Genomic DNA, 13,989 nt, shown 5'->3' with positions numbered 1-13,989 from the left:
TCATTGATCCAGTTATCTTGCCTTTCATTGATCCAGTTCCTCGCTTTTCTCTGGCAAAAATCTCCTATTTTTCTCTGGTATATGCATGTTTCCAAATTCTTCATATACCGGGACTCGGTTAAATCTGCTATTTGTTAAAAGCCGGAATCTATAAAAAAGCCAACTGAAAATAAACAAAAATATTTATATGCATCCATAATAATGCCTTTGTAATAAGTGACCTTACATGAATGAGAAAAAAATTGATGAGTCTTTACTAAAAAGTAAAGGATTTCTGCCTCAGAGGCAGGAAAACATGTTTTCAATGCGTCTGAAGGTCGTGAGTGGGAATCTGGATATCGAAAAACTGCGAGCAATTGCAGATGCAGCCGAGAAGTATGGCTCTGGCTATGTTCACATAACCTCAAGGCAGCAGATTGAGGTTCCTTTTGTTAAACTTGAAGATGCGGAAGCAGCAAACAACGAACTTGAAAAGCAGGGCATTTCAGGAGGCTCTATCGGAAAAAGAGTAAGAGCAGTAGTCGCCTGCCAGGGAGATAGGGTATGCAAAAACGGGTTGATTAACTGCGAGAGTCTGGCAAGCAGGATCGATGAAAAATACTTCGGGGAAGCTGTCCCTAAAAAGCTCAAGATTGCAGTAACAGGTTGCCCTTCAGCCTGTGTAAGGCCTCAGGAAAATGATTTTGGAATCATGGGAACAGTAAAGCCCAAAACCGTCGAGGAAAATTGTGTCGGTTGCAAGCGTTGTGAAAAGGCTTGTAAGGTGGGAGCAATAAAAGTTCTGGATGATAAAGCCTCTATAGATACTGAAAAATGCATTCTCTGCGGAGCATGTATTGCAGCCTGCCGTAAAGATGCCCTCAGGGCAGAAAAAACCGGATGCACGATCTTTGTTGGAGGCAAAGCCGGGCGCCAGCCCATGCAGGGAATAAAGCTTCTTGAGCTTGCAGACGAAGAGCAGCTTTTCTCAGTCCTTGAAAAAACCTTTGAGTATTACAGAAGAGAAGGCCTTGATGGGGAAAGGTTAGGAGAACTCATTGATAGGCTCGGTATTGATAAGTATAAGGAAGAAGTCCTTTCCTGAGCTTTGTAGAGATCCTTCGTTTCAGCCTAAACGGATATGATATTTTATGAATAACAGACACAAGCAAATGAAAGTACTTTTCATCTTACCTTTTTTTGACTATTGATCTCGTCATTTACTTTTACCCATAAAATTTGAAGAGGATACATAAAATTGACAAATATGAGATCAACGTACGCATCCAACAGAAGACAAAAGAATAAAGACAAAAGAATAGATTGTATCAGAAGAATTCATTGAGAAAGTAAAAAAAATCTGTAAATGCGGCGATAAAAAATGGATGACTTCGAAATTTATATGAAGACAGGAGACTATGTTGTCTTTTCTCAAATTTACCTATAGTCAGGTTTTAGCATAATTTTCAGGACAACTTTTTTTAGGATAACCTTTTAATTCCAATACCTTTTAATTCCAGTTACCTGTTAAGTCCAGTATTTCTTTAATTTGGATAGAATTCTTAAATTCAGAATAATCTAGCAGCTTCAGTTCATTACCTGACGGATCTGATTATATGGCTGACATAATTGTAAAAAATGCTTACGTTCTGACGATGGACCCTGATGCGGGAGACCTCAAAAACGGGACTGTTGTCATCGAAGACGGAAAGATTACGGAGATAGGGGAAAAGACCAGCGAAAGTGCCGATACTGTAATTGATGCAAAACACTCGGTAGTAATGCCAGGGCTTGTAAATACACATACTCATGCCGCAATGACTCTTTTTCGAGGTTATGCCGACGATTTGCAGCTTGCAGACTGGCTTGAAGGGCATATCTGGCCTGCCGAGGCAAAGCTGACTGCAGATGATGTCTATAAAGGCAGTCTGCTTGCCTGCCTGGAAATGATCAGGTCAGGCACTACTTCTTTTGCGGACATGTACTTTTATATGGACGAGACTGCAAAAGCTGTTGAGGCATCAGGGCTTCGGGCCTCGCTTTGTCATGGGCTTATAGAACTCTGGAACGAAGAAAAAGGAGCAACAGACCTCAAAGAAGGGAAGCGCTTTGTCCGGGCCTGGCAGGGAGCGGCTGACGGCAGAATAAAAACAATGTATGGGCCTCATGCCCCGAATACCTGCTCTGAGGAATATCTTGCAAAGGTAAGGGAAGAAGCCAACAGGGACGGTGCAGGAATCCATATCCATCTCCTTGAAACGGAAGCCGAACTTCTGGCTATGAAAGAAAGGTACGGGAAATGTTCTGTGCACCTTCTGGAAGACATAGGGTTTTTAGGGCCTGATGTGCTTGCTGCTCACTGTGTCTGGCTTTCCGACGGCGACATCGAAATTTTGGGAAAGAGAGGAGTGAATGTTTCTCATAATGTCATAAGTAATATGAAACTAGCTTCAGGGATTGCACCTGTACACAAGATGCTAGAAAAAGGAGTCAATGTGAGCCTTGGCACTGACGGATGTGCCTCAAACAATAACCTTGACCTTTTTGAGGAGATGAAAACGGCTGCTCTTCTTCATAAAGTCAATACCTTCAGCCCTACTGCCCTTCCTGCGCGACAGGTGCTTCAAATGGGTACGGTAAACGGTGCAAAAGCCCTTGGCACAGAAACCGGTATGTTGAAAGTCGGAATGAAAGCGGACCTTATCGTGGTAGATATGAAAAAACCGCATCTTACTCCCTGTTTTAATGTTCCCTCTCACCTGGTGTACTCTGCAAAAGGAAGCGATGTCAGGACAACAATTGTAAATGGAAAGGTCCTTATGGATGATTACAAAGTGCTGGTCCTGGATGAGCAGAAAGTTATGGAAGAGACTCAAAAAGCCGCAGAAGAGCTTGTTGCAAGGGTAAACGCTTGAAAACATTACTCATTGCAAATAGTTTATGTCAACAATGTCTCACTGTGGAACCTAAATTAGTAACCTGAATTAGTAATCTGAGTGAGTAAAGGATAAACACTTATGTTTAAAGCTAGAATAAAGATCGAACTCAACCGCATATTTGATATTACGGGATGAACATGACCGAAAAAGAACTCATAGAATCCGGAAATATGAAGATGGACTGGGCAAGAAACCATATGCCCGTACTTTCCATCGTCAGAAAAAAATTTGAGGAGGAAAAACCCCTTAAAGGGATGAAGGTAGGAATGGCTCTACATGTGGAAGCAAAAACTGCAGTCCTTGTAGAGACTCTTGCTGCAGGCGGTGCAGAGGTAGCAATTACCGGCTGCAATCCTCTCAGTACGCAGGACGACGTGTCCCTTGCTCTTGGCACCCGCAAGAACATAAGCTGTTTTGCAAGATATGGAGTCGAGAGCCAGGAATATTACGAAGCAATCGACCGGGTCCTGGACATCAAACCCGATATCACAATCGATGACGGGGCAGACCTTATATTTAAATTACATAAAGAAAGGACCGACCTGCTTCCGAATATCCTTGGCGGCTGCGAAGAAACAACAACCGGTGTTCACAGGCTTCATGCGATGGAAAAGGAAGGAGCCCTGAAAATGGCGGTAATCGCAGTGAACGATGCAATGACTAAATACCTCTTTGACAACCGCTATGGGACAGGACAGTCAGCCTGGGACGGGATTAACAGGACCACAAACCTCTTGGTAGCAGGCAAAAACGTTGTTGTTGCAGGCTACGGCTGGTGTGGGCGTGGAGTTGCAATGCGTGCTTCAGGCCTTGGAGCAAATGTAATCGTTACCGAAGTCGATCCTGTAAGAGCTCTTGAAGCCAGGATGGACGGGTACAGAGTCATGAAGATGGCAGATGCTGCAAAATTAGGTGAAATCTTCGTGACCACCACAGGAAACCGTGATATCCTCACAGCCAAAAATTTCAAGTCCATGCCTGACGGAGCAATCCTTGCAAATTCCGGCCACTTCAATGTGGAAATCGATATGGAAGCCCTTGAATCTCTTGCAAAATCCGTCCGGACCGTAAGACACAACATAAAAGAATACGACCTCGGCGACAGGCGCATCAATGTCATAGCAGAAGGCAGGCTGGTCAACCTTGCCGCCGGTGACGGCCACCCGGCTGAAGTCATGGATATGAGTTTTGCAAACCAGGCACTCTGTGTGCGTTATATTGCCGAAAACAAGCTTCCTAATGGAGTCCATAAGGTACCTCTGGAACTTGATACTTTTGTGGCAAGAATGAAACTTCAGTCAATGGGCATAACCATCGACGAACTCACGCCGACGCAGAAATGCTACATGAGCGGCTGGGAGTGCGGGACATAATTTAGAAAAGCAATAGAGAATAATTTCCACAATCAAAAAACTATGATATTTTAGAAATGCAGCGAATATTATAGATTTTAATTTTTGATTGTGTTTCATTTTCATAAGGTGATAACATTTGCTGTATTTCAGAATCTTTACGACACTTATATAAGCTAATATACTCTGTAATGAATTAATGTGTACTGTAAAAATTTAACCCAACCGTATAATTAATTTTACTTTTTAAAAATTACTTTACTTCATAAGTATTATCCTACATTATATATATTTTCATACTTTGTAATCGTGACTGCACTTATTTTTTAATAATTTTTGACAAAAGATGCATATTTTGATATTTATCATAGACAGTTTTATAACTAATAACTCGTAAAGGACATAACGAATGTATAATTTATTTACAACTGCCTTTAGTAAAACTAAAATATTTATTACTTTTTATAAAAACATTTAAACTCACTTTTAATAAGGAATGTTTACGTGAAATCGATAACAATAATAACTGTAAAGCACTCTTGAAATCCTGGTTATAAACTATTGATCAACATATGTTGGGAAATAATGAATACCTGGCGTATGAGAAAACATCGAGAGTCTAAAAACTTTACAGAAAGTGGGTTAAAAATTGAGCGTTAAACATCAAACGATTAAATTGAACAATTGCATCAAACGTTTTACTGTCAGGTTCTGGGTTTTGAAAGTCCTGGCAAATGGATAATGAATAAACTGATTGATATGGCAGAATTTTAGAAAAATTGCCTGATCTTACGGGTGACAAATTACACACATGTGACGAATTCCTTGCACCTGATTAAACACTAGCTTTAAATCACCTTTGAATTCGGAAAGGGTTGAAATGGAAAAAAGTTTGAGAAAATCTGGGATTGACATTATTGGAGAGGTGCCCTGGGGAACACATTTCTGTCAATTTTACCAGACAAAACAGGATTTAATTGACATACTTGTTCCTTATTTTAAAGCCGGCCTGGAAAATAACGAATTCTGTATGTGGGTTACATCAAAGCCCTTTGGTGTGGAAGAAGCAAAAAGAGCTCTTAGAAAAGCTATTCCTGAGATTGATGTTTATCTGGAAAAAGAACAAATTGAGATTATTCCTTACACTTACTTGTATGTCAAAGAGGGAATTTTCGATTCGCAAAAAGTGCTTAACGGCTGGATAGAAAAACTCAATCAAGCTCTTGATAATGGCTACGACGGTTTAAGGTTGAGCGGAAACACTTTCTGGCTGGAAAAAAAAGACTGGAACAATTTTGTTGATTATGAAAAAGAAATCGACAGCATCATTGGCAACTATTCCATGATAGCCCTGTGCACATATTGCCTTGATAGGTGCAGTGCAACCGAAATTATTGATGTAGTTATCAACCATCAATTTGCCCTGGTTAAAAAAGAAGATAAATGGACACAATTCGAGAGTTCCAGACGCAAAAAGGAAGAAGAGAAAGCTTTTCAAGTCACACAGTACTGGGGGTCTACCTTTGATTCCATGCCAGACCTGATAGCCATACTCGACGATAAATACAAGATTGTTCGTGCAAACAAGGCAATGGCGGCAAGATTAGGGTTGAAACCAGAAGAGTGTATAGGGTTAATCTGCTATCGGGCTTTGCACGGGACAGATAGTCCCCCATCTTTTTGTCCGCACAGACTCTTGATTGAGGACGGACTTGAACATACTGCAGAGATTTTTGAAGAATGCCTGGGTGGTTATTTTATATTAAGCGTCTCGCCACTCTATAATTCTAAAGGCAAAATTATTGGGAGTGTGCACGTTGCCCGTGATATTAACGAACGCAAAAAGGCTGAAAAAGCCCTGAAAAGGAGTGAAAACGAATTCCGCACACTGGCAGAAAATTCTCCTGACATAATTGCCCGATTTGATAGAAAAAATCGCCATATGTATGTAAATCCTGCCGCTACCGAAGTTTATGGTTGTTCTCAGGACGAAATCATCGGGAAAACCCATTGTGAACTGGGAAGAGACCCTGAACAGATAGAGCTCTGGGAAAAACATCATCAGAATGTTTTTGCTACAGGAAAATCGGGGACAATGGAATTCCAGTATAAATCGCCTCAAGAAAAAGAATACTATTTTAACACAAGAATAGTACCTGAGTTTGTTAACGGCAAAGTGGCTTCCGTCCTTGCTATTTCCCGTGATATTACAGAAATAAAAAAAGCTGAAGCCAGGTTAAAAGAAACCCTTGATAATTTAGAAGAGTTAGTTAAAGAAAGGACATCAGAAGTTGAAAATGCTTGTAATTCTTTGAAAGAAAGCAAAAGGAGTCTTTCTGAAGCTCAGAGGATGGCACACCTTGGAAACTGGGACTGGAACATTATAACTAATGAATTGTACTGGTCTGATGAAATTTATTGCATCTTTGAACGCAGCCCTCAAGAGTTCGGGACAACTTTCGATGCATTTCTGAATTATGTACATCCGGATGATCGAGATTATGTAAATAAGGCTGTTAAAGAAGCTTTAAACGGAAAAAAATACAGTATTAATCACCGTATTATCTTAGCCAGTGGAGAAGAACGTATAGTACATGAACAGGCCGAGGTTATTTTTAATGAGGAATATATTCCTGTCCATATGAGAGGAACAGTCCAGGACATTACTGAGCAAAAAAAAGCTGAAGAAGCTCTGAGAGTATTAAACATTTATAACCGTAGCCTTATTGAAGCCAGTATGGATCCCCTGGTTACCATCGGGCCTGACGGAAAGATAACTGATGTAAATAAGGCTACAGAACTGATTACCGGGTATTCCAGAAGCGAGTTGATCGGAACTGATTTTTCGGATTACTTTACTGAGTCTGAAAAGGCGAGTACCGGATATCAGCAGGCATTTGTAAAAGGTGAAGTCCGGGATTATCCTCTTGAAATTCAGCACAGGGATGGTCATTTAACTCCGGTTTTGTACAATGCTTCGATTTATAAAGACGAAGCTGGAAAAGTTATTGGGGTTTTTGCTGCAGCACGTGATATTACTGAGCGGAAAAAAGCAGAAGAGCTGTTAAACCTAAAATTAGAGGAGCTCGCTCGCTCAAACGCGGAACTGGAACAATTTGCCTACGTATCATCCCATGACTTGCAGGAACCCCTGAGAATGATAGCGAGTTATTTACAGCTTTTACAAAGAAAATATCAGGGAAAGCTTGACGATAAGGCTGATAAGTACATCTATTTTGCTGTGGACGGGGCTTCTCGTATGCAGAACCTGATAAATGATCTTCTGGAATTTTCGCGAGTAACTACAAAAGCCAGAGAATTCGAGCCTACTGATTGCAAATCTGTTCTGGAGCAGGTGTTACTTGATTTAGAAGTATCCATAAAAGAAAATGAAACCAGTATCTCTTATGGTTCTTTACCTGTAGTAATGGCAGATTCGGTCCAGTTTACTCAGCTGTTCCAGAATCTTATAAGCAACGCTATAAAATTCCGCAGTGAAAAAGCTCCGGAAATTGAGATTTCTGCCAAAAAAGAGACTGATCAATGGTTATTTTCAATAAAGGATAATGGAATTGGAATTGACCCTAAATATTCTGAGAGAATTTTTGAGGTTTTTAAAAGACTTAATAAAAGAGAAGAGTACCCGGGTACAGGCATAGGGCTTTCAATCTGTAAAAAAATTGTAGAACGGCATGGAGGACAGATTTGGGTAGAATCTGAATCCGGTAAGGGTTCGACTTTCTACTTCACTTTGCCAGCAATTCCCATAAAAGTCTCATTATAATGACTCTACCATACATTTCATGAGACTGACACGTTATCATAAATTTCATGAGACTGACACGTTATCATAAATTTTATGAGACTGACACTTTACAATGGCTTAATAGTACTGACTTTACCGTGAATTTCTGATAAGACTATACAGTAAAAATTTAATCATTATAAATTTGGTTCAAATTAGATAATCAGTTTCGGGAAAGCTCAAAGTTTTTGACATATAACCAGGATGGTCATATAAATGAGAACTCGAATAGCATTTAAACCGGTAGAGATTCTTGTAGTAGAAGACAGTAAAGGCGATATTGGACTAATAGAGGAAGGTTTCGAAGATGCAAAAATCGGGAACATTCTTCATATTGTAGAGGATGGAGAAGAAGCAATCGCTTTTTTACGTGGTGAAGGACAGTTTTCAGGTTCCCCGCGCCCGGATATAATGCTTCTGGACTTAAATTTACCAAAAAAAGACGGGCGTGAAGTTCTTGAAGAAGTGAAAAGCGACGATAAACTTAAAAACATACCTATTGTGGTATTAACCACTTCGAAAGCTGATGAGGACATCCTGAAATCTTACAATCTTCATGCCAATGCATATATTACTAAACCTGTTGATTTTGATCAGTTTCTAGATGTAGTTAGATCCATAGAAAATTTCTGGCTTGAGATTGTAAAGTTGCCATCGAAATAAGGCCAGAATAACCCGGATAGGACGGTTGACTATGGATGAAAAGGTAGAAATCTTGCTTTTTGAAGACAATCCCGGGGATGCAGGTTTAATTGAAGAGATGCTCGAAGAATTCGCCGACTTTCAATACGAATTTAAAACCGTTCAGACCCTTAATGAAGGTCTAAGCTTTCTTAAAGATAATCGGTTTGATATAATATTATCTGACCTGGGATTGCCAGATAGCGATGGCATTGATACTTTTCTTGAAATCCATGCAAGGAATTCACGAATTCCCATTATAATTCTGACGGGAATGAATGATGAAAAAATCGGAGTTGAGGCTGTAAAGAAAGGTGCTCAGGACTATCTGGTCAAAGGGCAGGTAGATGGCAGATTATTGAAACGTTCTATCCAGTATTCCATTGAGCGTAAAAAAGCAGAGGAAAGAGTTCAGAACTTAGCGAATATAGTGGAATCGTCAAATGATGCTATTGTAACCCGGTCTCTTGATGGTTTCATTACCAGCTGGAACCTGGGGGCAGAGCAAATCTATGGGTATCTGGCTGAAGAAATTTTGGGGAAACCTGCATCAGTCTTAATGCCTTCCGTCCTGGAAAATGAATCACAAAAACTGACTGAAATGATAAAACAGGGAGAAAAGATTCATCAGTATGAGACTTCACGGTTAAGAAAAGACGGTACGATTATAGATGTCTCAATGACTCTTTCTCCGGTTTTTGATATCTCTGGAGAGCTTATGGCTATCTCAGTTATCGCCAGAGACATAACCGAGAGTAAAAAAGCCGAAGAAATGCTTCACGATAGTGAGGAAAGATACCGGATTGTTACGGAACAGACAGGTCAGCTAATATATGAGCACGATATCGAGGAAAATAAAATCTATTGGGCAGGCACCATAGAAGAGATTACAGGATATACTCAGGAAGAACTGCTGAACACTGGTATTGAACTATGGATAAACAATGTCCACCCTGAAGACCAGAAGAAAGTCTGGAATCAAAAGATAACCGGCTGCGGACATGACGTGAAGAACACTGAAAATAAGAGGAATTTCCACCTGGAGTATCGTTTTAGAAGGAAGGATGGAGAATATATCCATGTTGAAGATCATGGGATCTGTCTTCAAAAGGGAAATTATCGTACAAACAAAGTCCTCGGAATAATGAAGGATATCACAGAGCGTAAGCGGATAGAAGAAGAACTACGAAAGTCCGAGGAACGCTTTCGCCTCGCTCTGAGAGGTTCAAGCATTGTTATGTTCAGTCAGGATCTCGAGCTGAGGTACACGTGGGTATACAACCCTGCACCTGGCTTCAAAATAGAGGATGTCCTGGGTAAGCGTGACTACGAGATATATCAGCCAGAGGATGCTGAGTTATTTACCTCTATCAAGCGTCAGGTCTTAACCAGTGACACAGGTAGACGTGACGAGGTAGTTACCCATAGGCCAGCTTCCGCTGGTGGTAATATGGTCCATGATATGACCACAGAGCCACTGCACGACTCCATAGGAAACATTATCGGAGTCATCTGCGTCGCAATGGATATTACTGAAAAAAAGGAAGCTGAAAATTTCCTGAAAAAAATTGAAGAAGCCCGTAAAAAGGAAATTCATCACAGAATCAAAAATAATCTGCAGGTAATCTCGTCTCTGCTCGACCTACAGGCTGAAAAATTCGCTGTCAATGAGGTTTATGATACTTCAAAGGTGCTTGCAGCTTTCAGGGACAGCCAGAACAGGGTTATTTCTATGGCTCTGATCCATGAAGAACTGTATGGATCAAAAGAAATCAGTACTCTTAACTTTGCAACTTATCTTCAAAAACTGACTGAGGAGCTCTTCAGATGTTACAATGTTGGAGCTTCAGAAGTCAAAATGGTTCTGGAAATAGAGGAAAATATTTTCTTTGATATGGACACTGCAGTTCCCTTAGGAATGATTGTTAATGAATTGGTCTCAAATTCCCTCAAACATGCATTTCCAGATGGGAGAACAGGAGAAATTAAGATAAAACTCTCCAGGGAAATAAATGAAAAATCTGAAGATGGCGGGATTGAAGACAGTAACGAAGCATGTAAAAGTACCAGTTATATCCTGGTCGTTTCAGATAACGGAGTAGGTATACCTGAGAGTATCAATCTGGAAGACTCCGATACCCTTGGATTACAACTGGTAACCATCCTGGTAGACCAGTTAGATGGAGAACTTGAATTGAACAGGAACTCTAGTACTAAATTTACAATAAAAATCACAGTAGCGGACAATAAGTAAAAACGTGCCAGTGAACTCAAATCAATATAGACGCTTATTTTGCAAGTTAATATTTCTGTAATATTTTACCTTGACATTGTCAAATTACCTATTATTTAAAGCTGCTACTACATATTTTTCCAATTGAGCCTTTGCTAATTTTTCAATTAATGTTTTAATTTTAAATTAAAAGCATTAAATTCCCTTTTTTAACTTGACTTGTCATATTTTCTTTTCACGTCAACCGTGAAGTATAATTTTTCGTATCCTCTTCAAATTCAATGGAGAATTTTCCAACTCGAAAAATGCACAACAATTTGATCAGACAGTTATAAAGTTGAATACATCGCTTTTTATGTTATATTTCAAGCTTGATGGAAGTTTTTTATACGGACAGTTCCATACCTGATTATAATAGGGGAAAATTGCTTTACGGGAAGAATGGTTTAAGTGGGGGAATTGCTTGAAAAAATCATCTCTGCCGCAGATATAAGATTGACTTTTCAGTACAAAATAAGCATAAAAGACAATTTATAAGCCACTTAATGTTTTTGTTTGAGAGTTTAGGTTTAAAGAGGGGACTCTTAACAGGTTTTGTTTTAATTTTTTTTCGTAATTTTCAGGGATTTCAATTTTTCAAAATTGTAAACGTTTAAACTGGAAATCTCAAGGTTGAAATTTTGAGGTTGGAAATTTCTGAAACTGGAAATTTCTGATTATTCCAGTGCTTACAGAAATAATAAAGGGTGCTAAACATGGAGAATGAAAATAAGCTGTCTGAGAGAGAGGAGAAAAATTCAGACTACGATGTAATAATCGTAGGGGCAGGGCCTGCCGGAATGTTCGCGGCTTACGAGCTTGCGGAGGTAAAGCCGTTGAAAATTCTTATTGTGGATATGGGCAGGGACATAGATGAACGCTTCTGTCCCATGAACGCCCAGACGTACTGTATGCACTGCATACCCTGCGATATTATGTGCGGGGTTGGGGGCTGCGGAACTTTTTCGGATGGAACCTTAAACCTGCGGCCTGATGTTGGAGGAGACCTGGCAGACCTGACAGGTGACCAGACCAAAGCCTGGCAGCTCGTAGAAAGCGTGGATAAGGTTTTTTTGAAATTTGGGGCTCCACAGGGAGCTTTGCTGACCGAAAGCCCTGAAATAGAAGAGCTTAAACGCAGAGCGGCTTCAGTAGGAGCTCGTTTTATTGAGATAAAGCAGCGGCATATAGGCTCAGATAATGCTCCTGCAGTAATAGGACGATTTAAAGGAAACCTTGTTGACAAAGATGTGGATTTCCTGCTTGAAACCGAGGTAAAAGATTTGCTGATTGAGGAAGAGACCTGCAGGGGCATTATACTTTCTGACGGACGAAAACTCCGGGCCAGTTATGTGCTTTTATCACCTGGAAGGCGGGGCTGCAGCTGGGTCTCAGATATGATTGAGAGGCACGGAATCGAAGCCAGATACGGCGGGATTGACATAGGAGTAAGGGTTGAAGTTCCTGCAATCGTTATGGATCCTGTGACGAAAATCAACCGCGACCCAAAGTTCCATATCCAGAGCCGCCGTTATGACGATTTTGTTAGGACTTTCTGTACGAATATGCGTGGATATGTCGTAAAAGAAGAGTATGAGGGCTTTATTGCAACTAACGGCCACTCTCTGGCAAACCAGGAGTCCGAAAACACTAATTTTGCTTTTCTTGTCCGAGTCGAGCTTACCGAACCAATTGAAAACACCACAAAATACGCCCGTTCGATCGCGAAACTTGCAACCACGATAGGTGGAGGAAAGCCAGTTCTGCAGCGCATGGGCGACCTGAGAAGGGGCCGACGCTCCACAAAAGAACGCCTTGCAAAAAACCTTGTTGTAAATACACTCAAAGACGTAACTCCAGGCGATATTTCAATGGCTCTCCCCCACAGGATAGTTATGGATATAATCGAAGGCCTTGAGACCTTAAATGAGATTATTCCAGGCGTTACCTCAGATTCGACCCTGCTGTACGCCCCTGAAGTCAAGTTCTACGCAATGCACCTTGAAGTTGACAGGCAAATGGAAACCAGCATCAAAAACCTCTTTGCAGCCGGAGACGGAGCAGGGCTCTCAAGGGACATAGTCAACGCCGCAGCTACCGGTATTTTGGCGGCTGAAGGAATAATGAAAATGATCAAAGAAGAGGAAGGTGCAAAGGCAGAAACATAATTCATTTTATAACTTTGAGACTAACTTTGAGACTCTAACTTTGAGACTCTAACTTTGAGACTCTAACTTTGAGACTCTAACTTTAAGACTCTAACTTAGGACTCTAACTTTAAGACTCTAACTTTAAGACTCTAACTTTAACTATGCCATTTACTCCAAGACAAATTCATTGGAGTAAACTACCTTTGTTTCGCCCAGGTCAATTGGTCTTTTCCAAGGTTCAGCCTCGACGTCTTCTGATTTCACTGTGACCAAACTGTAGCGGAATGCAAACCTGTATTTGCCCCTCTCAATCGTCTCAGGTCCAAATGGCTCGGTAACTGTTTTGAATGGACATATCTTCTGGTTCCACTCATAAAGAAGATCAGAGTGTGGTTTCAGCTCCGTTACAACACCAACAGGTTGCTCATAGAGTATTATTCGGCAAGCTTCTCTATCCCCCTCAATAGCTGGCAGACGGAAATCCATGCTCTGCCAACCCTCGCTTTGAGCCCTTTCAAGCTCCCAGAAGACCAGGTCGCGCTGAGAGTAGCCTATGTACCAGATAGGAGTATCTAGGTTATTTGTTACTTTTAGCTTGACTATTTCGCCGCGAACATACTGCGTCTTGTCTGTAGCCATTGCAACAGACAGAGGTATTGCAGAAGAGAGAGGTGTAGTTGAAGAGAAATTCGATGTAGTTGAAGAGGAATTAGATGTAGTTGAAGAGGAATTAGATGTAGTTGAAGAGGAATTAGATGTAGTTGAAGAGAAATTAGATGTAGTAGAAGAGGAATTAGATGTAGTTGAAGAG

Annotated in this window: 9 protein-coding genes; 8 read left to right on the top strand and 1 reads right to left on the bottom strand. The window is 40.6% G+C overall.

The window, feature by feature from the left end; translation table 11 throughout:
- The first annotated feature begins 226 nt into the window (after positions 1 to 226).
- The 7 genes from A9239_RS02275 to A9239_RS02245 all read left to right on the top strand — a co-directional run bounded on the left by A9239_RS02275 (position 227) and on the right by A9239_RS02245 (position 13,196).
- Positions 227 to 1,084, top strand: a complete 858-nt coding sequence (locus tag A9239_RS02275) for a 4Fe-4S binding protein (RefSeq protein WP_048116902.1) — start codon at positions 227 to 229, stop codon at positions 1,082 to 1,084.
- Between the two features lie 511 nt (positions 1,085 to 1,595).
- Positions 1,596 to 2,894, top strand: coding sequence for an amidohydrolase family protein (locus A9239_RS02270; RefSeq protein ID WP_048116906.1), 1,299 nt, complete (start codon positions 1,596 to 1,598; stop codon positions 2,892 to 2,894).
- A 161-nt stretch (positions 2,895 to 3,055) separates the two neighbouring features.
- Positions 3,056 to 4,291, top strand: a complete 1,236-nt coding sequence (locus tag A9239_RS02265; RefSeq protein WP_048116908.1) for an adenosylhomocysteinase — start codon at positions 3,056 to 3,058, stop codon at positions 4,289 to 4,291.
- Between the two features lie 859 nt (positions 4,292 to 5,150).
- Complete coding sequence (locus A9239_RS02260; protein WP_069575212.1) at positions 5,151 to 8,054, top strand: PAS domain S-box protein; 2,904 nt, start codon at positions 5,151 to 5,153, stop codon at positions 8,052 to 8,054.
- A gap of 237 nt (positions 8,055 to 8,291) precedes the next feature.
- Complete coding sequence (locus A9239_RS02255; RefSeq protein WP_048116911.1) at positions 8,292 to 8,738, top strand: response regulator; 447 nt, start codon at positions 8,292 to 8,294, stop codon at positions 8,736 to 8,738.
- A 31-nt stretch (positions 8,739 to 8,769) separates the two neighbouring features.
- Positions 8,770 to 11,010, top strand: a complete 2,241-nt coding sequence (locus tag A9239_RS02250; protein ID WP_052712848.1) for a PAS domain S-box protein — start codon at positions 8,770 to 8,772, stop codon at positions 11,008 to 11,010.
- 734 nt (positions 11,011 to 11,744) lie between these two features.
- A complete protein-coding gene (locus tag A9239_RS02245; protein WP_048116915.1) occupies positions 11,745 to 13,196 on the top strand; it encodes an NAD(P)/FAD-dependent oxidoreductase in 1,452 nt (483 codons plus the stop codon).
- A 150-nt stretch (positions 13,197 to 13,346) separates the two neighbouring features.
- Here the strand turns inward: A9239_RS02245 and A9239_RS02240 are convergent, their stop codons facing one another.
- The gene (locus A9239_RS02240; protein WP_048116918.1) at positions 13,347 to 13,817 is read right to left on the bottom strand and encodes a hypothetical protein; all 471 of its coding nucleotides are present in this window, start codon (positions 13,815 to 13,817) and stop codon (positions 13,347 to 13,349) included.
- Between A9239_RS02240 and A9239_RS02235 the strand changes: the two genes are divergently transcribed.
- The coding region (locus A9239_RS02235; protein WP_176722083.1) for a hypothetical protein at positions 13,804 to 13,989 on the top strand (186 nt) is incomplete at its 3' end. The genes A9239_RS02240 and A9239_RS02235 overlap by 14 nt on opposite strands.

The organism is Methanosarcina sp. A14 (assembly GCF_001729375.1).
In the GTDB taxonomy this organism is placed as follows: Archaea; Halobacteriota; Methanosarcinia; order Methanosarcinales; family Methanosarcinaceae; genus Methanosarcina; species Methanosarcina barkeri.
The sequence above is the reverse complement of the archived record's forward strand: the minus strand, read 5'-3'. Positions and strand labels throughout refer to the sequence as shown.